Origin of the sequence: Hyphomicrobium sp., assembly GCF_003987855.1 — a bacterium.
Taxonomy (GTDB): Bacteria; Pseudomonadota; Alphaproteobacteria; order Rhizobiales; family Hyphomicrobiaceae; genus Hyphomicrobium_B.
In genome coordinates this window covers 47,632-69,920 of the sequence record NZ_RXIZ01000015.1, presented here as the reverse complement: position 1 = coordinate 69,920, position 22,289 = coordinate 47,632, and the positions used below count along the sequence as shown (strand labels likewise).

At 61.6% G+C, this 22,289-nt stretch carries 18 protein-coding genes; 11 read left to right on the top strand and 7 right to left on the bottom strand.

The window, feature by feature from the left end:
- Window positions 1–1,316 (bottom strand): PEP/pyruvate-binding domain-containing protein (locus EKK30_RS13280; protein ID WP_290985916.1); only part of this gene is annotated, 1,316 nt, incomplete at its 3' end.
- 143 nt (window positions 1,317–1,459) lie between these two features.
- On the opposite strand from EKK30_RS13280, the gene EKK30_RS13275 reads away from it, so the two are divergent.
- Both EKK30_RS13275 and EKK30_RS13270 read left to right on the top strand, forming a co-directional pair.
- Entirely contained in the window at window positions 1,460–2,857 is a 1,398-nt protein-coding gene (locus EKK30_RS13275) for a dipeptidase (RefSeq protein ID WP_290985915.1), read from the top strand.
- Window positions 2,858–2,907: 50 nt separating this feature from the next.
- Window positions 2,908–3,846, top strand: coding sequence for a ribonuclease T (locus EKK30_RS13270; RefSeq protein ID WP_290985913.1), 939 nt, complete (start codon window positions 2,908–2,910; stop codon window positions 3,844–3,846).
- Between the two features lie 30 nt (window positions 3,847–3,876).
- On the opposite strand, the gene EKK30_RS13265 is transcribed toward EKK30_RS13270, so the two are convergent.
- Window positions 3,877–4,644 carry a hypothetical protein gene (locus EKK30_RS13265; RefSeq protein WP_290985912.1) on the bottom strand — a complete coding sequence of 256 codons (768 nt, stop codon included), beginning with the start codon at window positions 4,642–4,644 and terminating at the stop codon, window positions 3,877–3,879.
- Between the two features lie 178 nt (window positions 4,645–4,822).
- A complete protein-coding gene (locus EKK30_RS13260) occupies window positions 4,823–5,641 on the bottom strand; it encodes a TorF family putative porin (protein WP_290985910.1) in 819 nt (272 codons plus the stop codon).
- Window positions 5,642–6,021: 380 nt separating this feature from the next.
- Between EKK30_RS13260 and EKK30_RS13255 the strand changes: the two genes are divergently transcribed.
- The 3 genes from EKK30_RS13255 to EKK30_RS13245 all read left to right on the top strand — a co-directional run bounded on the left by EKK30_RS13255 (window position 6,022) and on the right by EKK30_RS13245 (window position 9,813).
- A complete protein-coding gene (locus EKK30_RS13255) occupies window positions 6,022–6,762 on the top strand; it encodes an SDR family oxidoreductase (RefSeq protein WP_290985909.1) in 741 nt (246 codons plus the stop codon).
- A 260-nt stretch (window positions 6,763–7,022) separates the two neighbouring features.
- On the top strand, window positions 7,023–8,333 hold the full coding sequence (locus EKK30_RS13250) for a glucosaminidase domain-containing protein (protein WP_290985908.1): 1,311 nt from the start codon (window positions 7,023–7,025) through the stop codon (window positions 8,331–8,333).
- 31 nt (window positions 8,334–8,364) lie between these two features.
- A complete protein-coding gene (locus tag EKK30_RS13245; protein WP_290985906.1) occupies window positions 8,365–9,813 on the top strand; it encodes a glucosaminidase domain-containing protein in 1,449 nt (482 codons plus the stop codon).
- Window positions 9,814–9,849: 36 nt separating this feature from the next.
- Here EKK30_RS13245 and EKK30_RS13240 read toward each other — a convergent pair whose 3' ends face one another.
- Window positions 9,850–10,818 carry a hypothetical protein gene (locus EKK30_RS13240; RefSeq protein WP_290985904.1) on the bottom strand — a complete coding sequence of 323 codons (969 nt, stop codon included), beginning with the start codon at window positions 10,816–10,818 and terminating at the stop codon, window positions 9,850–9,852.
- A 134-nt stretch (window positions 10,819–10,952) separates the two neighbouring features.
- Here EKK30_RS13240 and uvrC point away from each other — a divergent pair, with 134 nt between their 5' ends.
- From uvrC to EKK30_RS13210, 6 genes are all read left to right on the top strand, one after another.
- Window positions 10,953–12,944, top strand: a complete 1,992-nt coding sequence (gene uvrC / locus EKK30_RS13235; protein ID WP_290985902.1) for an excinuclease ABC subunit UvrC — start codon at window positions 10,953–10,955, stop codon at window positions 12,942–12,944.
- Window positions 12,945–13,065: 121 nt separating this feature from the next.
- Window positions 13,066–15,759: a mechanosensitive ion channel domain-containing protein gene (locus EKK30_RS13230; protein ID WP_290985900.1), complete on the top strand. Its 2,694-nt coding sequence runs from the start codon at window positions 13,066–13,068 to the stop codon at window positions 15,757–15,759.
- Window positions 15,760–15,855: 96 nt separating this feature from the next.
- Complete coding sequence (gene pgsA, locus EKK30_RS13225) at window positions 15,856–16,443, top strand: CDP-diacylglycerol--glycerol-3-phosphate 3-phosphatidyltransferase (protein ID WP_290985899.1); 588 nt, start codon at window positions 15,856–15,858, stop codon at window positions 16,441–16,443.
- Window positions 16,444–16,451: 8 nt separating this feature from the next.
- Entirely contained in the window at window positions 16,452–16,730 is a 279-nt protein-coding gene (gene moaD, locus EKK30_RS13220; protein WP_290985897.1) for a molybdopterin converting factor subunit 1, read from the top strand.
- 2 nt (window positions 16,731–16,732) lie between these two features.
- Window positions 16,733–17,197, top strand: a complete 465-nt coding sequence (locus EKK30_RS13215) for a molybdenum cofactor biosynthesis protein MoaE (RefSeq protein ID WP_290985896.1) — start codon at window positions 16,733–16,735, stop codon at window positions 17,195–17,197.
- Window positions 17,198–17,377: 180 nt separating this feature from the next.
- On the top strand, window positions 17,378–18,658 hold the full coding sequence (locus EKK30_RS13210; RefSeq protein ID WP_290985894.1) for an N-acetylmuramoyl-L-alanine amidase: 1,281 nt from the start codon (window positions 17,378–17,380) through the stop codon (window positions 18,656–18,658).
- Between the two features lie 607 nt (window positions 18,659–19,265).
- Here EKK30_RS13210 and EKK30_RS13205 read toward each other — a convergent pair.
- From EKK30_RS13205 to EKK30_RS13195, 3 genes are all read right to left on the bottom strand, one after another.
- The gene (locus tag EKK30_RS13205) at window positions 19,266–20,261 is read right to left on the bottom strand and encodes a diacylglycerol kinase family protein (RefSeq protein WP_290985892.1); all 996 of its coding nucleotides are present in this window, start codon (window positions 20,259–20,261) and stop codon (window positions 19,266–19,268) included.
- A gap of 55 nt (window positions 20,262–20,316) precedes the next feature.
- Window positions 20,317–21,225, bottom strand: a complete 909-nt coding sequence (gene rpoH / locus EKK30_RS13200; RefSeq protein ID WP_290985890.1) for an RNA polymerase sigma factor RpoH — start codon at window positions 21,223–21,225, stop codon at window positions 20,317–20,319.
- A gap of 189 nt (window positions 21,226–21,414) precedes the next feature.
- Window positions 21,415–22,289, bottom strand: an 875-nt coding sequence (locus tag EKK30_RS13195) for an RluA family pseudouridine synthase (protein ID WP_290985888.1), incomplete at its 5' end; no start/stop codon positions are given.

The window sequence follows — 22,289 nt, the reverse complement described above, 5'->3', positions numbered from 1 at the left end:
TTCGCCTTCAGCGCTTCGGCCATTTCCGAATGAAACACGATCTCGCCGGATGCCGCGCCAGGTGAAGCCGGAAGACCTTTGGCGATGAGGTCATGATCAGCGGTCGGATCGATGGCGGGATGCAGGAGCTGATCGAGTTGCGCGGGCTCAACGCGCAGGATCGCTTCCTCTTGCGTAATCAAACCTTCGGCGGCGAGATCAACTGCAACGCGGAGAGCCGCTTCGGTCGTCCGTTTACCCGAGCGCGTCTGGAGAATCCAAAGCTTGCCGATCTGGACCGTGAATTCGACATCTTGCATGTCGCGATAGTGGCGCTCGAGCTGATCGAAGATGTCTTTGAGCGAGGCAAAAACGTCGGGCATCGCCACTTCGAGCGATGTTTCGGATGAACTGCCGGCGCTTTTCTTCGTCAGCGCGTGCGGCGTCCGGATGCCGGCGACGACATCCTCACCCTGGGCGTTGGGGAGGTATTCGCCGAAGATTTCCTTTTCGCCCGTGGATGGGTTGCGCGTGAACGCGACGCCAGTCGCGGAGTTGTCGCCCAGATTTCCGAACACCATTGCCTGCACGGTGACGGCCGTGCCCCAGTCATCCGGAATATCGTGCAGCCTGCGATAGGTTTCGGCGCGCGGGTTGTGCCAGGAATCGAAGACAGCGGCGATCGCCCCCCAGAGCTGCTCGTTGGTATCCTGCGGGAATGGCGCGCCATGCTCACGCTCGATCGCTGCCTTGTAGTCGGCGATGATTTCTCGCCAGGCCTCCGCGTCGAGATCGGTGTCGGCTGCAAAACCGTTCAGGTTCTTGAAGTTCTCAAGAATGTCTTCGAACGCGCCATGGTCAACGCCAAGAACGACGTCGCCGTACATCTGAATGAAGCGGCGATAGCTGTCGAAGGCAAAGCGCTTGTCACCCGTCAATTCCGCGAGACCCTCGACGGTCTTGTCGTTGAGACCGAGGTTCAAAATCGTGTCCATCATGCCCGGCATCGAGGCGCGCGAGCCGGATCTCACAGACACCAGCAGCGGCCGGGACTCGTCTCCGAACTTCGCCGACACTGTTTCGCCGACAGCGCCGAGCGCCCGCATCACCTCGCCCTTGAGTTCTTCGGGCAGCCTGTTGCCTGCGGCAAAGAATTCCTTACAGACCTCGGCCGTGATCGTGAAACCGGGCGGCACAGGCAGGCCAAGCGCCGCCATCTCGGCAAGGTTGGCACCCTTGCCGCCCAATAGCTCGGCCATCTGGGCGCTTCCTTCCGCCCGTCCGGGGAAGAACGCGTAAACCCATTTCCTTTTGCCGTCTGCTTGCGGCTGTGCCATCAGACCTCCGTGCGGTCTTCATGCTGCCCACCATTCTCGTCAGGAGTGATGGCGTCAGGGAGAGGTGCCATAGCAAATGAGGCCCGGCATTCCTAGCGCTCCCTGTTCTATTGCCGTCCGGCACCAATGCGGAAACTAGCCCGATGACCAAGCTCGAAGCCGTTCTCGATACGTTGGCACAATCCAAGCCCGCCGGGCTCGAGCGGCTGTTCGAGCTCTTGCGGATCGACAGCGTCTCGACTGACCCCAAGCACAAGGCAAGCTGCGTAAAGGCCGCGGAGTGGTGCGCAGCTACGCTTAAAGATATAGGCTTTGCGGACGCCAAGGTCGTGCCGACCATAGGACATCCAATGGTCGTCGCGCATGACCGCGCCAAACGCGATCCCGGCGTGCCGCATGTCCTGTTCTACGGGCATTACGACGTACAGCCGCCCGATCCGCTCGATCTCTGGAAGACGCCGCCTTTCGAGCCTCGGATCGAAACCGATCCGGTGAACGGCGAAGTCGTGGTGGCGCGGGGTGCGGAAGACAACAAAGGTCAGCTGATGACCTTTTTCGAAGCCGCTCGGGCATGGAAGAAGGTTGCGGGCGAACTCCCCGTCGCCGTTTCCGTGTTGATCGAGGGCGAGGAAGAATGCGGCTCGCCGTCACTGCCAGCCTTTCTCGCGTCTCACGGAGACGAGTTGAAAGCCGATCTCGTGCTCGTCTGCGACACGGGGCAGTGGGACAAGGATACGCCAGCGATCACGACGATGCTGCGCGGCCTGGTGGGCGACGAGCTTGTGATCACGGGGCCGACCCGGGACCTGCACTCCGGTATCTATGGGGGACCGGTCGCGAATCCGATCCGCGTGCTGGCCAAGGTGATGGCTGCTCTGCATGACGAAAGCGGCAGGATCGCGGTTCCGGGCTTCTATGACAACGTCCAGGAGCCGACCGCCGATCAGTTGGCGCAATGGCAGTCTCTCGGGGTTCGGGCGCAATCTTTCCTTGGATCCGTGGGTCTTTCGGCGCCGGCCGGTGAGAATGGCCGGTCCGTCATTGAACAGCTGTGGTCGAGACCGACGTTGGAATTCAACGGCGTGACGGGCGGGTACCAGGGCGTCGGATCGAAGACCGTTATCCCAGCCAAGGCATCCGTGAAAATTACCTGCCGGCTCGTCTCGGGACAGGATCCCGAGCATGTCATGAAGTCGATCCGCGACTACGTAGCGACGCTTATTCCAGCCGATTGCAAGGCGACTTGGCTCGGCCATCACGGCTCCGGCGCCATCATGTTCGATACGCATGACCCGTCGATGCAGGCTGCCGCCAAAGCGCTGGAAGAAGAGTGGGGCAAGCCGGCCGTTCTGATGGGCAGCGGCGCCTCAATTCCGATCGTATCGTCCTTCCGCGACACCCTCGGGATGGACAGCCTGATGGTCGGCTTCGGATTGGACGATGATCGCATTCACTCGCCCAACGAAAAGTACAATATCCGCAGCTTTGAAAAAGGCGCGCGCAGTTGGGCCCGTATTCTGGCGGCGCTTGCCAAGCAGTAGCTAATTTACGATCGACGCTCGCCTATCGCGCTCATACCCGAGACGAGACAATGCTCAGACCGCATCTCCTCCTGACGCTCCTGGTTTTCGTCGCGCTCGGAGCCTATTTCGCGCACGTCATCGGCGGCCAGCGCACGGCTTCTTCGCTACCGGGAAGTATCGTTCCCAGCGATAGCGGCACCAAAGGGTCGAGTTCCGGGACGACCGGAACCAACACGCCTGTCGGCGGTGACAAGCAAGCCTACAACGATGATCGCGGCGATGATGACAGTTCCAGCGGCGGCGATCGGCGCGAAAATATTGCGGGCCAATTCGACTACTATGCGCTCGTACTTTCGTGGAGCCCGACGTACTGCAACGACGAAGGACGCGACGACGAGACCCAGTGCAACCGCCGTGATGGCGGGCGCTACTCGTTCGTTCTGCATGGACTTTGGCCGCAATATGAGAGCGGCTATCCGCGAGACTGCCGGACTCAGCGGAGGCCATTCGTCCCCGATTCCGTCATCAACAGCGTGATCGACATAATGCCCAGCCGCGGGTTGATCATTCACGAGTACCGCGCACACGGCACCTGCTCCGGGCTCGACCCGGTGCAATATTTTGCGACAGCGCACCGCCTCTTCGACCGGATCAACATCCCGGAACGGTTTCGAAACCCGATGGAGCCGCAAGTGACGTCGGCGGCGGACGTCAAGCGGGCTTTCCTGCAGGCCAATCCGCAATTTCGCGCCGACATGATCACCGTCGTCTGCGGCGGGGCGGGAGGCATGCTGCGAGAGGTCCGGCTCTGCCTCACCAAGGACGGGGCTCCGCGCACCTGCGGGCGGAACGAAACGAAGCGCAATTTGTGCACGGCAAATCAGGTGTTCGTGCCGCCGACGCGATCAACCGCGCGCAGCAACAACTGGCAGACGCAACAGCCCGTTCAGTTGCCGGGCCCGGTGAAAAACGGCGCTGGTGTCGATCACCTCCCGGGCCCTCGTTGAAGGCCAAAGGGGCGGCTGAGAAACCGCGGGCTAGGCGACTTTGCGAATGCGCTCGGGTCGCCAGGCGCGGGGTGCGTCAGCGACCCAGCCGACGCCTGAGGTCGCCGACAGAAGTTCGACAGCCATCGGGTTGATGCTCCAGCCGCCGGCAACGGCGAACACGTGTTGATCCGTGGGGTAGAGTTGCAGCTCCCCGCCAAGGTCGCCGTGGCGTTCGCGAATGCCGCGGATTTCGATGTAGGACAAGCCGAGTCGCCTTTCATCCTGAGACGGCTTGCCCGCATTCCAGATCACGCCGCCGTCGCCGACGGCGAAGGCACGGACGCGCCGCCCGCGCTCGAATCGCGCCCAGGCGTAGGTGTCTATAATCGGGAAGGCCGCGAAATACTGCACGGCTGGGAACGTGGACGCGAGATGCCGAAGCAGAGGCATCATCTTATCGACGAATGCCCCGCCGGCGGGAACGGGAAGCGACTCGGCGGCCACCAGGGTCCAGCCTTTCACGGGCGGCGAAATGAAAACCAGTCCGCTAGAGATTTCCGGATCATAGATCGCGCCGATCCCGGAGCTCCAGTTCGCGGGCTGCAGTCGTCCGAGACCAAGCGCGGCGGCAACCGCGGAGGAATCGTCGGACCTAATCGCGAGCCAAGCCATGTCGTGACCAAAGGCGCGCGGCCGATCGGGATCATCGGCGAGACGGACGTGGCGCGGCACAAGACGCGGCGCTAGCACTGCCGCCGCTATCGTAATCGTAAAGATGACCAGAATGGCAATCAGTGGAAGCACGGTCCGAGTCACTATACGAACAGCCTGACCAACTTTTTGTCCCGAGTTGCCAGCCTCTGCAAGCGCATGGCCCGCACGTCGCTGGTGAAAAGTCTGGAGGTCACGCGCAGACGGACCGCGATATCGCCCGTAAAAAACCGGGGCCCGCATGGGACCCCGGTCGATTGAGACGGGAATGTATTTCCAGATATTATGGAAGCGTCACGCCAGCCGTGAACAGGAATTCATCACGTGCAAGACCATTCGGATCAGTCTCATTGTTGAAGCTCGTACCATAATAGCGGAAGTCCATGTAGTATTTGTCGATCGCCAACTTCAAACCGGCATTCCAGTAGGTGTAATTATCCTGACCGAGAAACCACCCGCTGTTGTTCGGAGCCGTCGTATAGCCCACCAAACCGCTGACGGTTGGCGTTATCGTCGCTGTGCCCAGCCCTTTCACATCAGGCAACTGATATGCGAGTGTGCCTTCGATCGTCTCAGTCCAAGGCGTAACGATGGCGCCCTGATCAGGCGTAAAGAAGAAATTGAAGCCCCCGGTTAGATTGGTCGCCAACGCCGTTGTGGCCGAGACCTTGAGTTCTAAATAGTTCACACTTTCAGGGGAAAAGCTTCCCTGTTGATAGGTATAGTAGAGCGCGCCAAGATCCCAGTTGACCGCATGGTCGAACCAGTTTGTAACCGGACGCCAGCCAGCGTAGATATCAGTTTCCCATGGCCTAAGATCGGCTAGCCCATTCGTTCCGGTTGGGTTTGAGTGAATATTAGATGCCCAGATTCCTAGATACAGGGTACTGGCCGCGGTCCCGTATGTAAATTCCAGGTAGGGCTGGAACGCCGGATCGTGCTCAGTATATGTGATGCCGCGGAAGAGATAGTCGCTTACCCCGACGATACTCAACGAGTAGCCGAATTTCGGGGCATCATCAGCAAGCGCAGCCGAAGACACCGCGAGCGACGCGGCTGCAGCTACCCCCGCTGCAGCCAAGAAACCTTTGATATTCGCCATAAGACAACCCCCGTCCCCAGATCTGCGGCTCGCAACACCCGCGCTATGCGGAGCACGCGACTCTCACCGCTCTGAGTTCAGGAAAACGATTTTCAGTGGAGGACACAAGCCAATAGGTGACACATACTGTGACTTGGTTCGCTGTTGTAACATGTTGGCAACGCTGCTGGCATAACAAGCCTGTGGTGAATAGTATGCCTTGAAAATGAGCACGAAATTCGTTTCGCCGGACCAATCCAAAGGCATGATGCGCAAAAAGCGGCCGCATTCTGAACAACACATTGATCAAAGTTCAAAATTTGGGCGAGAGACTGGCCTGACGCGCCCCATTGTGTTCTCTGCAACTTCGTGATCGGGACAAATTTTCAAGCTCGGGGCACATGACGCTGGCGAAAATCTTTCCAGGGACGGCGCTGATAACCGGCGCCAGCCGTCGAATGGGACGCGCGCTGGCACTCGATCTTTCGGCCGCAGGGTGGACCATCGCGATCCACTACCGCAATTCAGCCGTCGAGGCTCAGAGTTTGGCCGACGATATCTCTGCCCGCGGCGGCAAGGCGCGCGCCTTCCGGGCGGACCTCGCGGACCCGCTGGCGCCCGGAGCGCTTCTCGCCGAGGTCATTCAAGAGCTCGAGCCGCCCTCCGTTCTCATCAATAACGCGTCGGAGTTCCTGCCGGACACTATCCAGAGTCTGGACGGCAGCACCTGGGATCTGCACCAGGCCATAAACCTCAAGGCGCCTGTCTTCCTCGCTCAAGCGATGGCGGCCAGCCTGCCGGGAACGAGCGGAGGCAACATCATCAACATCATCGACCAGCGTGTGTGGAACCTCACGCCGGAGTTCTTCTCCTATACGATCTCGAAGGCGGGTCTGTGGACCGCGACGAGGACGCTGGCGCAAGCTCTGGCCCCGAGGATCCGCGTCAACGCGATTGGACCCGGTCCTGTCCTGCGGAGCATCCATCAGACTGCAGAAGAGTTCGAACAGGAAAGCCGCTCGACACTGCTCGGCCGCGGCGCGTCGACGGATGAGATCGCAGCGGCCGTTCGCTTCATCCTGGCGACGCCTTCGCTCACCGGGCAGATGATCGCGCTCGATGGCGGACAACACCTGACGTAACGGCGTGAGCTATCAACAGCCTGCCAAATCGACTTGCCGCAATCTCACCAACAGCCGCTCCAAATACCGCCCAATTGCGGGGCGACTCTGGATTCGGGTCCATCGGGGGGCTCATCAACGCTTTATTAACGTTAAGCGCCTACGAACCTTAATTGGTTCTTGTTGGGCGCCTTCATTGGGGGTGCCGCGTGCTAATGGGTGTAACCATGTTTCGCCGCGTTCGGACGCGTTTGGCGTTCGCCTTCGCTGCAGCCGTGCCAATGGCTGCCCTCTCAATGCCAGCGGATGCAGCTGGCCTCCCTCAAGTCGAACTTACCACAAAAAACAAAGTCCCGGCGTGCGCCACGCCTGGACGGCTGATGGGCTTTCTTGAAAGCCGCAATGCCAATCTCGATCCGCGATTCGAAGCGATCGCCGCGGACTACATGCGGATTGGCAATGAGTTGAAAATCCGCTGGGACATCGCCTTCTTCCAGATGATGCTGGAAACCGGCAACCTCACCTTTAAGGGTGATGTCTCGTCCAAGCAGAACAACTTCGCCGGCATGGGAGCCACGGGCAATCATGTTCCGGGCGAAAGCTTCCCGGATGTGGCGACGGGCGTGAAAGCGCACCTCCAGCATCTTCTGATGTATGCCGGCGAACACATCGAAAATCCGGTGGCCGAGCGCACCCGCAAAGTTCAAGAGTGGGGTGTTCTGACCGATTGGCAGAAGTCGATCGGCGGACCGGTCAATTACGATCAGCTCGCTAAGCAGTGGGCGCCGACCTCACGACGTTACGCCCGCGATATCGCGGCTCTCGCGGAAGCCTTCTACGGCTCGCCCTGCAAGGGTGACGATCCCAAACCCGAGCTCATGGCGCTGGCAAAGCCCGGCGCTGGCGCTGCGAAGACGGTGGCTGCTGTCACCACCGAACAACCGGCGACGGACCTGACGCAGACCGCCTCAGCCGACGTTCCGCCGGCCGATACCGGCCCTTACATTTCGGGCGCCGCTCTTGCGCAGCGTGCCGTCGAAGAGGCGCGTAAATCTGGAAACGCGGCCCGATCGGGCCTTGGCGCTGAATCCCTCGTTCCGCCGGCGGACAACGCGCCCGCTGTCGGCGAGCCCGCACAGGCCAACACTGCACCGGCAGCATTCAAGATCATCAACGCGTCTGCGCCGGCTGCCGATGAGACGGCCACGGCCGAGACGAAAGCCCCTGCCGACACGGCTCCGAGCGAAGCACCGGTGAAGAAGACGTCGAGCAAAAAATCTCAGTCGGCTTCTGCCAATGCGACGAAGCAGACAATGACGGCGACCAAAACCGCGATGAATATTCCCGCGGCTGGCGTCAAGCCGAAGTGCAAGGTGTGGACGGCGAGCTATGGCGGCGGCCACTCGGTGATCATTCGGGCGCGCGCCGATGCACAAGACAATTATACGGTTCTCGACGTCAATGAGGGCTCGGAGAAGCGCGAAGCCGAAGCCTACATCTCGGCTTATGCCAAGGGCGGCGTGACCGTCGGCGAATACTCCAATCCCTCGCAGGCGCTCGATAAAGCCTTCGAACTCTGCCCAGACGGTTGATAGCGGCACTGTCTCAGCACAGGGTGTTCAGATGGCGCCGTCAAAGCCGCTTGTATCTCAGAGTCTATCTGCTGCCTTGGCGTCCGCGCTGGTCGCGGTTGGCGTGAACAGCGCCGAGGCAGCGCCTCCGATCCGGACCAATGAGCGCAATCAGGTTCCTGCCTGCGTTACGCCCGAGCGCCTCATGGCTTTTCTTGCCGAGCGCAATCCCAACTACGACCCTCGTTTTCGCGAGATCGCGCGCTGGTATAAGTACTACGGCGAAGGCTGGCGCGTTCGCTGGGATTACGCCTTCTATCAAATGGCGCTCGAAACGAACTTCCTAAGCTATCGCCGGGGCGACGGCCGCCGGGGCGACGTCTGGGAAACGCAGAACAATTTCGCCGGCATTGGTGCGACCGGAGGCGGCGTGCGCGGAGAGCGCTTTGCCGACGTCAAAACCGGCGTGCATGCGCAGATCCAGCACCTCGTTGCCTATTCGGGTGAGCATCTTGCCGCTCCCATCGCCAAGCGCACGCGTGAAAATCAGGACGACATCATCGCCCAGTCCAACCGGCTCGGACGCGACGTGACCTTTGCGGACCTTGCGGCGCGATGGGCGACCGATCGCGCTTACGGAAAGTCGATCGATTTTCTCGCCGGCCTCTACAGCCAGCGCTACTGCGATCGGCCGGCGCGAGCGGCCGATAGCGAGTCGGCGCCTCCCGCGCCGCTGCAAATGCGTCGAGAATGGCGCTATCCCTTCCGTCCGCCGTCTGGTCTTGGCGGCCCGGTGCCGGACGATACGCAAAATAAGGAAGAGGCGCTGCCGTGGCTCGCAAAGCCGCAGAAGCCCGACGCGGCGGCGAAGCGTGATCGACCCGCTGCCGTCGAGCCCAAAGCTTCTTCTTCCTCCAACGCACCCAAAAAACAGGTCGCGAAACCGTCGAAGAAGGCCAAGACGGCGCTGAAGCCGAAAAAGCCGGCGAGCGTTGCGGCCCCGGCCGAGGCGACCGATCCCAATTGGACGGCGGCGACCCAATCCGAGCAGGCCGGCCCGCAATCTGCAGCCGCAAACACGGCGGCCAACAAACCGGCGGAACCGACGGAGCAAGCCGCTGCGGAGCCGCAGACATCCCGCTTTCTGCCGTGGCTGCCAACGTTCCGGATTGCGCCCGCAGAACCTGAGCCGTCACGGCTTGGCGGCCCTCTTCCAGCGGAACTCGGAGCGGCCGCGAAGGCGGCTGCTGAGGCTCCTCTCCACACAGGGCCTTGCCGGGTTTTGACAGCCACATACGGAGGGACCAAGACGCTCCTCCTTCGCTCGAAGTCAGGCGCGGAAGTGCAATACACGGCGCTGACGATCGTGGACGGTTTCGAGAAGTCGATGTTTGAAGCTTATGCGCGCACCGAAGCGGTCGGCGCAGAGGTCGTCGGCGAGTACCCGTCCGCCGAGGCAGCGCTTTCGGACGCGCGTGCCAATTGCCCCGAGAACGAGTGAGATCTGCGCCGCTCCTTGGCGGCACAGTTTTTATTTCTATTGCGATGGCGCGAGATATTTGAGCGCGGCTGTCGATGCGGCTCCGCCGACGACACACGGGATGCCGAACTCCACCTGACCCATGACACCTGCTGCGACGCAGCCCAGCGCAAACACGGTCTGGCCGGCCTGCCCCCACCAATTGTAGTTGCGCAGGCTTTCCGGGCCCTTCGTCTTCAACTCGTCGATCGAGGCGAGCGCATCCTTGCGCAGCTTGCCCAGTTCCTGCGTCTCGGCGGCGTCGATGACTTCACCGAGAGGTTTACGCACCTTGGGATCGGCGTCGCTCGAAATCTTCTTAAGCATGACCAACAGGTCTTCGTTGCGCGCGGCATTCTGAGCAAGCGTCCACTTTGCCATTGCGCCCGTGGTCAGGAGGTCGACCTTATCCTTTTCTTCCGCAAGCTCCAGCGTAGCGACAATGCGCCGGACGGGCGCTTCCCAACCGGTCGCGAAAAAGTAGCCCCAGTTCAGATCGATCACGCTGGCGTCGTCTTTGACGGAAATTTCGGTGAGCGTCGGCTTGTTGCCGAAGACATACTTGTCGATGAGCACGCGCCGCGCCGGCATGCGCTCAACGAATGCCGTCATCGTATTGCGCCAGCGCGGAAGGCCGGAATAGGCAATGGCCTTCACGATCAGAACCTGATCTTCCGGCGGCAGCGGGAACATCTTGGTGATCAGATCGGAGGCCATGTCAGGATTGGCGCCGAGCACCCCCGCGACGAAGCCGACGTAGACACCAGATTGGTCGGAATCGCGCGGCGTGCCGAACGCCGCCATCGCCTTCACGGCCTCAGGAAGCCGTTTCGGCTCAGGATTTTTCCGGTAGCCGTTGATCCATTTCAGGAGCTCTTCGACGTTCTGAAAAGGTTTCGGCGGCTTCTCTTTGGCGGGCTTTGCCAAGGCCAGTGCGGGCAACGCAAAGGCCAGTATCAGGCCGAGAACGGCGATGACGCGACGCATAGCACCCCCCTCGGCGCAGCCGTATTCCTTGATGGTGCACGGCATTCAGACACCACCCCCCTCGAATGGTGATTTTGTGGCGCATCATCGAATGCCTTGCTTGACCGGCGGCGCGCGCCAATTTTAGTTGCGCCATGACCGAAGACCTAACGACAGCGGCGCAGGAGCCCACAGGCCCGCCGGCCAAGACCGGACCGGACGTGATCGCTGCCTATCTGAAACTCTTGCCGCAAAGTCCGGGCGTGTACCGTATGCTCGACGCCGCGGGCGACGTGATCTACGTGGGCAAGGCGCGCTCGCTGCGAGCCCGCGTGTCGAACTATGCGCGTCTTAATGGCCATACAAATCGCATCTCGCGCATGATCCTGGCGACGGCGTCGATGGAATTCGTGACCGTGCGCACGGAAGCCGAAGCGCTGCTGCTGGAAGCGAACCTCATCAAGCGCTTCCGGCCACGCTTCAACGTCCTGATGCGGGATGACAAGTCATTTCCCTATATCCTCATCAGCCGCGACCATGCGGCACCAGCAGTGATGAAGCATCGCGGCGCGCGCAATCGCAAAGGCGAATACTTCGGACCGTTTGCGTCCGCGGGCGCGGTGTCGCGGACCGTGAACATGCTGCAGCGGGCCTTCCTTCTGCGCTCCTGTTCCGACAGCGTCTACGACAGCCGGACGCGTCCCTGTCTCCTGTTTCAGATCAAGCGCTGCTCGGCGCCTTGTACCGGCGAGATCGATCTTGAAAGCTATGGGAAACTTGTCGATGAAGCCGAGCGCTTCTTGAGCGGCGAAAGCCAGACCGTCCGCGAAATGTATCAGCGGCTGATGGCGAACGCGGCGGAGGAGCTCGAATTCGAGACTGCAGCGATGTACCGCAATCGCCTGTGGGCGCTCGCGCACGTCACGGCTGATCAGTCGATCAATCCGGATGGTATCGAAGAAGCCGATGTTTTCGCGGCCTACCAGGACGGCGGTCAAACGTGCATCCAGGTCTTCTTCTTCCGCACCGGTCAAAACTGGGGCAACCGCGCGTACTATCCGAAAGCCGACCGCTCTCTCAACGTCGAGGACGTGCTCGATAGCTTCATCGCGCAGTTCTATGACGATAAACCCGTGCCGCGCCTGATCCTAATTTCGCACGACGTTCCCAACCGCGAACTTCTTGCTGAAGCGCTCACCACCAAAGCCGAGCGCAAAATCGAAATTCGCGTGCCGTCGCGGGGCACGAAATCGACGTTGGTCGAGCACGCGTTGGCGAACGCGCGCGAAGCCTTGGGACGCAAGCTCGCGGAAAGTTCTTCTCAAGCTCGCCTGCTCGAAGGCGTTGCGGAACGGTTCGGACTTACCGCCACTCCGCGCCGCATCGAAGTGTTCGACAACAGTCATATTTCGGGCACGAACGCCGTCGGCGGGATGATCGTGGCGGGACCAGAGGGCTTCGTCAAAGGGCAGTATCGCAAGTTCAACATCAAGTGGCCCGAGACGACACCGGGAGACGACTACGCTATGATGCGTGAAGTTCTGACACGACGTTTCAAGCGCATCGCTGAAGCCGCCGCGCTGCAAGAAATAGAGACGGAAGTCGATGAGGTTGCTTCCGACCTTAGCGGCGGTCGGTTGTCGCCCGTCATCGATGACGACGACACGGCGGAGGAGCGCGCGTTTCCGGATAAGCCCGATCTGGTGCTGATCGACGGGGGATCAGGTCAGCTTGCGATTGCCCGGGAGGTGCTCGCCGGATTCGGGCTTCACGACATCGCGTTGATCGGGGTTGCCAAAGGGCCGGATCGCGACGCCGGCCGGGAACATTTCCATATTCCGGGCCGCGAGCGTCCAATCATGCTCGAGGCGAAGGATCCGGTTTTGTATTTCGTGCAACGTTTGCGGGACGAAGCGCATCGTTTCGCCATTGGGACGCATCGCGCCAAGAGGTCTAAATCCTTCGGAGCCAATCCGTTGGATGAGATCGAAGGCGTCGGGCCGACACGAAAGCGCGCTCTGCTGAAGCATTTCGGCTCGGCGAAGGCCGTCTCACGCGCGGGTGTCGAGGATTTGAAGGCCGTCGAGGGGATTTCGGCCGATATGGCCAAGAAAATCTACGACTTCTTCCACGAGCGAGCAGGATAGTCGCAACGCGCCTTTAAAGGCTAGCAGAGGGATGCGGCCTGCCCTATTTTCGCGGCACTTGGGGGCGATGGGCCTTCCGGGTACGACCGATCCGTTGCCATTGTGAAGGCCCTGATTGCCTATGCTGAGACGCGCACTCGCAACCGCCGCACTCGCTTTCCTGTTTTTCGCGCCAACCACGTTTGCGCAAGACGCGCCTGCGATCGGCTGGACGACCGTAGCCGATCCGGCGATCGAGGCTCCGGCAGCGCAGGCGCAGGCGACCACTGCCGCGCCTCAAGCCCCTGCTCAGAGCGCAGCTCCCGCTGCACTGGCGGCGCCCCAGCAAACAGCGCCCGCCTCGCCCCAGCCACAGGCAAACCCGCCGCCGGCGGCGACGGCGCCTGCGGCGGCGCCAGCCGCTACCCCTCCGGCGGCAGCACCAGCGGCGGCAGCACCAGCTCCGGTAGTGGCTCCTGCCGCTCCCCCGCCGCCGCCCGCGGTATCGCCCGAAGTGAATTCCACGATCACGAATGTCGTCGGGCAGATGGATGGCGCCGAGAAGAGCCTCTCCAAAATATCCGATGTCGACACCGATCTCGGGCATCTTCGCGACAGCATCGACGATGTGATCTCCAAGACCACACAGACGGCGGACGGACTACGGCCGCGCCTCTCGGATATTCACGCGCAGATCAAACGGCTGGGGCCCGCGCCCGGCAAGGATGCGCCGGCTGAAACTCCGGCGGTCGCCGCCGAGCGCGCCCGTCTCAGTGTGCAAGAGGCGGAGGTATCCGGCGCTATCAAGACGCTGGAAGTGACGTGGTGGCGCGCGCGCCAGGCGATTGACAAGATCACGGAGCTTCGCCTGAAGCTGTTCGTGCGCAGCCTGACCGAACAGACCTTCAGTCCGCTCTTTCCCGAATTCTGGAACGATCTGGAGCACCGGCGCCAGTCGATCCAATGGCGCATCAACTACAATGCGCGCGACTGGTGGGGCGCGGTCACTCGGCAAAAAACGGGCACACTTATTCTCCTCGCGGCGGTGATCGGCGTCTATCTGCTGTTGAAAGCGATTGTTCTAAATATCACGCGCTACCGGCCGGCGCCCAATGCCACGCCGCCCACCTTCTTCGAGCGCGCGGCTTCGGCGGCATGGATAGCTCCCGCGCTCGCCGTTCCAGGATTGGCCGCAGCATTCCTGTGCTACGCGGGCCTGGAATATCTGGGACTGCTCTACTACCCCACGGCCGCGCCCACGGGTGTCGCGCTTCTCAATGCGGCGCTCGTATTCGTGGGCGTCTCCGCCTTGATCGTCACGGTTTTTGCACCGCGCATCCCGGAGCGGCGGCTGATGCAGCTGTCGAACCGAAGCGCCCGGCGCGTCAGCCGACTTCTAGTGATTTTAGCTCTGATCTACTCCTTCGACCTGTTCCTGTCCAAGTTCGCGCAGATTCTCTATTTCCCCTTGTCGATGAGCATCGCACAATCGCTGGTGACGAGCATCGCCTTCGCGCTCGTTCTGATGGGGCTGCTGCTCACTCCCTTCCAGTCGGGCGAAACCGCGATGAAGCGGCCTGTCGGCCGCAGCGAACCGCTGTGGCTCAAAGGGCCGCTGTGGGTTGCGGCCATCGCCATCATCGTTCTCTGCCTGTCGGGCTACATCGCCCTCGGCCGATTCCTCGCTCAACAGCTCGTCATGACGGGCGTTGTCGGTCTCGTGACAATGCTCCTTTATCTCGCGATCCGGGCTTTCACGCGGGGCAGCACGACCTCTCGCGGCCATATCAGCGTGCTGCTCGAAGAGCGGATGGGATTCGACGAGACCCGCAGAAAGCAGCTTGGATGGCTGACGGAAGTGGTCTTGACGCTGGGCGTCGCACTCGTCGCCGTACCTGTCCTCCTCCTGCAATGGGGTTTTGCCGCGGCCGACATTCGCGACTGGCTCACGCGGCTGTTCTTCGGTTTTGAGATCGGCTCGATCCGCATCTCGATCGTGCGGATCCTGCTCGGCCTCGCGCTTTTCGTCGTAGTGGTGTTCATCACCCGCGTCGTCCAAAGCCGGTTGCGCGAGAATGTGCTGGTCGCGCCGCGCATGGATCCCGGCATTGCGAATTCGATCGATAAGGCCGTCGGCTATGCCGGCACCGGACTAGCGGCCGTCATGGCGGTCTCGTACGCGGGCTTCAACGTCACCAATCTCGCCATTGTCGCCGGTGCGTTATCGGTCGGTATCGGTTTTGGACTTCAGTCGATCGTCAACAACTTCGTCTCGGGACTGATCCTGTTGATCGAACGGCCGATCAAGGTCGGCGACTGGGTCGTGGTCGGCAACGAACAAGGCACAGTGAGGAATATTTCCGTCCGCTCGACGGAGATCGAGACCTTCGACCGGGCGAGCCTCATCGTGCCCAACTCGGAGCTCATTACCGGCCGAGTTCTCAATTGGACGCACCGTAGCGCTCTCGGGCGAGTCGTGCTGAAGTTCACCGCCGGTCCCGATATCGATCCGCGCAAGGTGCTGGCGGTCCTCAACGAATGCGCCAACAAGCATCAGAGCATCCTGCGTGAGCCGGCGCCGCTCGCGACGTTCGACGGCTACACGCCGCTGACCACCGAGTACACGCTGCGGGTTCTGCTTCCGGACATTACGAGTTCGCTCAGGGTCCAGTCCGACCTCCGGATCGCGATATATGAGGCGTTTCGCCGGTCCGGAATCGTCAGCCGCGATGTCTTCGCGCCTCCGGCAGCGGTCGCGCCTGACGCCGGGTCCGAGCCCGGTTCAGCTTCCGGCTCAGCTCCCAGCCCACTTCCGGCGCCGGCCGCCGCCTCGTGATTTCCACTGCGGCGTTCTGGCCTTAGCATTTACCCTCCCCGCCTCGGCGTCCCGGCGGGGATTGACGGAGCAGCGCTGCTACGGCTACCCAGAATCATGGATCATGTCGCGCACCGCTCGCTTTCGATGAGCCTGCCAAACATCCTGACGTATGGACGGATTGCGGCCGTACCTGTGCTCGCGGGCGTGCTGTTCTTCGGGACCGGCGAGACCTCACGCTGGTTGGCGTTTGCCATCTTCGCGGCCGCGTGCGTGACCGATTGGCTGGACGGGTATTTGGCCCGGATCTGGGAGCAGCAGTCCAATTTGGGGCGGATGCTCGATCCGATCGCCGATAAGCTTCTCGTCGGGGTGACCCTGCTGATGCTCGTGTCGACCGGCACGATCGGCGGTTGGTCGATCTGGGCCGCCATCACCATTCTGTCGCGCGAAATCTTGGTGTCGGGCCTGCGGGAATTCCTCGCCGAACTTAACGTCAAGGTCCATGTCACCCAGCTTGCGAAGTGGAAAACCGCAGTTCAGTTCGTCGCTCTCGCGTTGCTGCTTGCGGGACCTGCCGCCGAGAGGGTGATCCCCGGAACGACGGAAACCGGCGTTGTGCTGCTGTGGATTGCCGCGCTCCTTACCCTCGTGACCGGCTATGACTATCTCAAGGCTGGAATCCGGCACGCGATATACCGCTGAGAGCGCCCATGACCGACTCCATCGCCGCTACCGAGGTGACGCTTCGCTACTTTGCCTGGCTGCGGGAACGCGCGGGCGTTAGCGAAGAGCGCCTAGCTCTGCCGTCCGGCGTTCAAACCGTCGGAGATCTTCTTCGCTGGCAGGCTGGCCGGGGCCACCCGTTCGATCAAGCTTTCGCAATGCCCGAGGCCATTCGCGTTGCGCTCGATCATGCGCACGCGAAGGCGAGCGCGCCCATCGGCGCTGCGCGCGAGATCGCGTTCTTCCCGCCGGTGACGGGAGGCTAGTCGTGGCCGTTCGCGTGTCAGCCGAGGATTTTGACGCTTCGGCGGAGATGGAGAAGCTTTGCGCCGGCGATACGCGGATCGGGGGCATCGCCATGTTCGTCGGCAAAGTCCGCGGGGACGTCCAGGGGGAGGCTCTGACGTCGATGACGCTCGAGCACTACCCGGGAATGACGGAAGCCGAACTGGCGCGCATCGAGGCGGAAGCGCGCGAGCGTTTCAGGCTTTCGGGATCTCTCATCGTTCATCGCGTGGGCGAGCTGACGCCGGGCGATAACATCGTGCTCGTCGCCGCCTGCGCCCCGCACCGCCAGGATGCGTTTCGAGGCGCGGAATTCCTGATGGACTACCTCAAGACCCGGGCGCCGTTCTGGAAAAAAGAGACGCTCGCCAACGGCACCTCACGCTGGGTCGATGCCCGGGAAAGCGACGAAGCTGCGGCGTCCGCGTGGCAAGAGCGAAGCACGTAAGCCTCGGGCCGCTGCCGGCCACGGTTTCCAGGCTGGTGTTAACGACCGCTTAACCGCCGCCGCTCGATAACCTTAAGCGTTGTGTCACTCTGATCGCCAAAACGCCATCTTCCGTAGGCACACAGATAAGCATCTGTGGCGCGGCGAGGTTGGGCGGACGCGTCTTGGGGGATCGAACAAATGCGAGCTTTGGCTCGACGCATATTCTGCGGCGTCTTTTCGGCAGTGGCCGCCGCTTCAATCCCAGCGCAACTGCATAACGCCGAAGCCGACGAGTTGCAGGTCGCCGCCGCGGCCGGAACGTCGATTCCGGTCCCCGTGCCGGCCAAGCGCGTGATGGGCACGCGATTTATCATCGGGCTCGACCGCAAGGTCGAATTTCAAGTTTTTTCGCTTTCCAATCCCAATCGCGTCGTTGTTGAGCTCCCGGAAGTGAATGTCCGGTTGCCGACGCTCGGCGATGCGCCGGCTGGACTGGTCAAGACGTTCCGAGCCGGACTAGCAGCTGCCGGCAAGACCCGCATCGTCATCGATGTTACGCAGCCGGTCATCGTCGAAAGCTCGAAGGTCGTTGAAGATGGTGAGGGAGACTATCGACTCGCCCTGGCGATCCTGCCGGCCATCGCAGGACCGAACGGGCAGCCGAAGAGCCTCGCAGCGCGTACGGGGCTTGGCCCGACAGCGCTTCAGCCGCCACTCCCGCGTCGCGCTGAAAATCCCAAAGAGCGTGCCGCTCGCATGTTCCGGCCTGTCATCGTGCTGGATCCCGGTCACGGCGGTTACGATTCAGGTGCTGAGAAATTCGGTACGGTCGAGAAGGACGTCGTACTGCGGTTCGGGCTCGTTCTGCGCGATCTACTCGAGAAGACCGGACGCTACAAAGTGATGATGACGCGCAGCGATGACACGTTCATCCCGCTCGACGAGCGGACGCGTTATGCCGAGCGCAATAAGGCCAACTTGTTCATCGCCATTCACGCCGACTACTCGGATGAAGGCGGGCGCGCACGCGGCGCCACCATCTACTCGTTGCGGGATGGCGTTGCGAAATCGCTCGAACGCTCGGCGAAGGGCAGCATCTCGCGGGATATTCTGTCACCTGACGAGATCAACACGGTCAAAAGCGTGAACGGTGACGTCAATACGGTCAAAGACATTCTCGCCGATCTTGCCGACCGCGATGTCGAACTCACGCACGAGCGTACGGGCATGTTCGCGAAGTCCGTCATCGAAAACATGGGCGAGAGCACGCCACTGCGGAACGAGCCGGAGCAGCAGGCTGCATTCCGTGTGCTCAAGACCGCGCAGTTTCCTTCCGTTCTCATCGAGCTTGCCTACGTCACGAACAAGTCGGACGCCCAGAACCTGAAATCCGACGAATGGCGCGAGAAGGTTGCGAACTCGATCCTGGCAGCCATCGACAACTACTTCTCACGCGATATCGCACGATTGCCGATGTAATTGCGCCGGTGCGCTTCGATTGAGTCACCCGGGGGAAAATGAAAAAGGCCGACTCTCAGAGTCGGCCTTGGTATTTCGTGTGGCAGGAGATCGTCGCACCGATCCCCCGCATGCATCAGTTATCTCCTACATGGAGGATGCTTGTGGTGTTGTCGCCAGAGCAGAATGAGCCAACGTTTGCTCGACATATCGCGCGAAGGGAACGCTTCGCTGGATCGGAGAAAAGTTGTTGGCCGGTGACAGCGCTTCTGCATGAGGCACTCCATCTTCCAGGTATCCGCAGCTCGCTCGGCGGGAACGAGTTCTTTGACGTCGAGATAACGCACGCGGTCTCCCAGCACACGGGCTCACTGGGCGGCGCGCTAACGCTCCGGGTTCGATGTCAAAGACGCGGGGAGGGTTGGACAGAGACGTGAAGCCGCCGAACGTTAGCAAAAGCGACGCTCCCTCGGGCAGCCCTGTCCATCGCTGCCGCGCGCCGCTCGTAGCCAATTGCCGGTCTGCCAGGACCGGGTTCAGAGAAGATAAGGGCATCGACCCTTGTTTCTCGCTCTGACGCTCGCACAATGTTGTAGAAGCATGCGTAGGAGACATGCCCAACAACGCTTCACGACTCATAGGCTAAGCGATTCGCATGACGATTCGTGAGATCAGCAACATAGCGGGGCGGAACGATGAGACGGACCCGCTTGCCTTCCGACCGAACCTCCACCGGTGAAAGGCCAGCTTCGTCGCCGTCAATCTCAAGCGGAGCCGTCGTCAATCGGCCGACGCGCGCGACCCCGACTGGCAAGACATGGACTCCCGCGGGGCGCGTTGATGGGTGTGCCAGCCAGCCGAACGCGAGGGACAACAGATTTGCCGCGGTCGCTAGTCTCGTCCCTGCTTCCATGACGACGGCCATCAGGCGATCCCGTCCAACTCCGGCATCCGGTGTCAATTCGAAGACGCTTGCGTAGCGGCTTGCGAACGAGAAGATGGTCCAGCTTGCATCGAAGCGACGGCCGTCGATCTCGACATCGAAGCGGCGCGGCTCCTCGGCCAACGTCTTCAGCACAGGATAGACGTAGGCTCCTCGTCCAAGCGCGCGCTTGGCGCGATAGTTCAGCCGCGAAATCACCCGTGCATCGAACCCGGCGCCGAGCATGAGGAAGAATGGTGCGCCGTTGACGAGCCCGCCGCGCACATCGACTTCTTCGCCCGATAGAAGGACATCCGCTACGTGGGTGGCCCGGCGGCGGAGGCCGATCTCATTGGCGAGGACATTGCCCGTTCCGATGGGGATGACCCCTACCGGCATCGCCGTACCCGCCGCGCCGGTCGCGACCGCACGAAATGTCCCGTCGCCGCCTGCGGCGATCACCGCGTCGCAGTGACCGCTGTTGGCGAGATCCGAGACGCGCTCAGCCGCCTCTTCGGCGCTCCGAGCCGGGACCTGGAAGACATCGGCGCGTTTTCCGCGGAGTTCGGAGAGCACGCCGTCGAGAAGCCTCGGCACGGCCAGGCCTGCTGTCGCATTGAAAACCAGTGCAAACCGGCGGCGCATCGATGTCGGTGAACCCCATAAGACAATGGCGGCGCCAGGAAGCGCCGCCAGAGACATCTATGGAAATCGCCTATTCGCAGCGGCCAGCGCCGTCAAGGCCGCTCTTCGATCCTCAGCGGTGCGCCTCGATGGCCGAGGGCGATTCTGCCTGGCGGGCCGTCGCCGTCACGGCCTTCTGCACCTTCTCGAAGGCGCGCACCTCGATTTGACGGATTCGCTCGCGGCTGACGCCGAACTCCTCCGACAACTCTTCAAGGGTCGCGGGCTCCTCCGACAGGCGGCGAGCCTCAAAGACGCGACGCTCGCGATCGTTCAAGACCGACATCGCCGAAGAAAGGTACGACTTACGCCGCTCCAACTCCTCGCCTTCCACCAAGCGGTCTTCCTGCGTCGGCGTATCGTCAACGAGCCAGTCCTGCCACTCGCCAGACTCGGCTTCCGCACGAATAGGCGCATTGAGCGAAGCGTCGCCGCCCAGTCGGCGGTTCATATTGACGACGTCTTCTTCCGGAACGCCGAGCTTTGTCGCGATCGTCTTGACATGCTCGGGCTTCAGGTCGCCTTCATCAAGCGCCTGCAGCTGGCTCTTGGCGCGCCGCAGATTGAAGAAAAGCTTCTTCTGCGCCGCAGTTGTGCCCATCTTCACGAGGCTCCAGGACCGCAGGATGTACTCTTGAATCGACGCGCGAATCCACCACATCGCATAAGTAGCGAGGCGGAACCCCTTGTCGGGGTCGAAGCGCTTCACGGCCTGCATAAGACCGACGTTGCCTTCGGAAATGACTTCGCCGATGGGGAGGCCATAGCCGCGGTAGCCCATCGCGATACGAGCGACGAGACGAAGATGTGATGTCACAAGCTTCTCGGCGGCGTCGGCGTCCTCGTGTTCCTGCCAGCGCTTGGCGAGCATGAACTCCTCGTCCGGCGCAAGCATCGGAAACTTGCGGATCTCCTCGAGATACCGCGTCAGGCCGAGCGAGCCGCCAGCCAGGGACGGAAGTCCTTTGGAAACTGATGCCATTGCCCTCTGCCCAGACCTTCGCCCGTTGCCGGTTCGGTCTGCGCTTCCCTTCTCATTGCCGGGAATAGCGATACGCTCCCCCAGCGCGGACTGTTACATAGTAGTGGAATTCAAAAAATCATCAGGGGTTCCTGTCACCTCTACTTGAATGCTCGTGAGCAGAACCCCAAGTTTTGATGCTTGCGTCTTCTATGAACGTTTGCGGCGGGGACGATCCGTCGATCCTGACGGTTTAGCCCGAAGCGCCTCTTCAAGTCGTTCTAGGTCAGCTGGCAATTTGCTGTAAAACTTAAGCTTTTGACGTTTTGTCGGGTGTTCGAATTCGAGCTGGGCGGCGTGAAGGGCTTGTCTGGCAAGTGCGGCAGTGGCCTCTTTGGCGTGCGCGCTGACGGCTGTCAGACGCGTTTTGAATCCCGCTCCATACGTTGGATCACCCACGACCGGATGGCCGATATGCGCAAGATGCACGCGTATTTGGTGGGTTCGTCCGGTTTCCAAGACGAGGCGCACGAGCGAGATGTCTCCGGCGGGAGTTTCGCCCGTAAAGACTTCCACCACCTCGTAATGTGTCTTCGCTTCTCGTCCCGCCTCGCCACGTGTCACTGCGATCTTCAAGCGGTTCGTTGAGCTCCGGCCAAGCCGGGCATCTATCGCGCCTGCTGGCCTCGGCAGGCGACCCCACACGAAGGCGAGATAGCTCCGGTGCAGCCGGCCATCGCGCCCATGACTTTTGAATTGCTCGGCGAGACTTTGATGTGCCGCGTCCGTTTTGGCGACGACGAGCAGCCCCGAGGTATCCTTGTCGAGCCGGTGAACGATGCCGGGCCGCTTCACACCGCCAATTCCCGAGAGACTTTCACCGCAATGAGCGATGAGGGCGTTGACGAGTGTGCCGCCGGCATGCCCGGCGGCCGGATGGACGACGATGCCGGCAGGTTTATCGATCACGATGATATCGTCGTCCTCGTAGACGATATCGAGCGCGATATCTTCGCCTTCGACTGACGCCTTCTCAGCAGGCGGCACGGTAACCGTGTAGGTAGCGCCCGGTTTGACCGGTGCAC

Excerpts from the sequence above, each read along its gene's own strand:
- EKK30_RS13275 (WP_290985915.1), top strand. The coding sequence starts at position 1,460 with ATGACCAAGCTCGAAGCCGTTCTCGATACGTTGGCACAATCCAAGCCC.
- EKK30_RS13270 (WP_290985913.1), top strand. The coding sequence starts at position 2,908 with ATGCTCAGACCGCATCTCCTCCTGACGCTCCTGGTTTTCGTCGCGCTC.
- EKK30_RS13260 (WP_290985910.1), bottom strand. The coding sequence starts at position 5,641 with ATGGCGAATATCAAAGGTTTCTTGGCTGCAGCGGGGGTAGCTGCAGCC.
- EKK30_RS13255 (WP_290985909.1), top strand. The coding sequence starts at position 6,022 with ATGACGCTGGCGAAAATCTTTCCAGGGACGGCGCTGATAACCGGCGCC.
- EKK30_RS13250 (WP_290985908.1), top strand. The coding sequence starts at position 7,023 with ATGGCTGCCCTCTCAATGCCAGCGGATGCAGCTGGCCTCCCTCAAGTC.
- EKK30_RS13245 (WP_290985906.1), top strand. The coding sequence starts at position 8,365 with ATGGCGCCGTCAAAGCCGCTTGTATCTCAGAGTCTATCTGCTGCCTTG.
- EKK30_RS13240 (WP_290985904.1), bottom strand. The coding sequence starts at position 10,818 with ATGCGTCGCGTCATCGCCGTTCTCGGCCTGATACTGGCCTTTGCGTTG.
- uvrC (WP_290985902.1), top strand. The coding sequence starts at position 10,953 with ATGACCGAAGACCTAACGACAGCGGCGCAGGAGCCCACAGGCCCGCCG.
- EKK30_RS13230 (WP_290985900.1), top strand. The coding sequence starts at position 13,066 with ATGCTGAGACGCGCACTCGCAACCGCCGCACTCGCTTTCCTGTTTTTC.
- pgsA (WP_290985899.1), top strand. The coding sequence starts at position 15,856 with ATGGATCATGTCGCGCACCGCTCGCTTTCGATGAGCCTGCCAAACATC.
- moaD (WP_290985897.1), top strand. The coding sequence starts at position 16,452 with ATGACCGACTCCATCGCCGCTACCGAGGTGACGCTTCGCTACTTTGCC.
- EKK30_RS13210 (WP_290985894.1), top strand. The coding sequence starts at position 17,378 with ATGCGAGCTTTGGCTCGACGCATATTCTGCGGCGTCTTTTCGGCAGTG.
- EKK30_RS13205 (WP_290985892.1), bottom strand. The coding sequence starts at position 20,261 with ATGTCTCTGGCGGCGCTTCCTGGCGCCGCCATTGTCTTATGGGGTTCA.
- rpoH (WP_290985890.1), bottom strand. The coding sequence starts at position 21,225 with ATGGCATCAGTTTCCAAAGGACTTCCGTCCCTGGCTGGCGGCTCGCTC.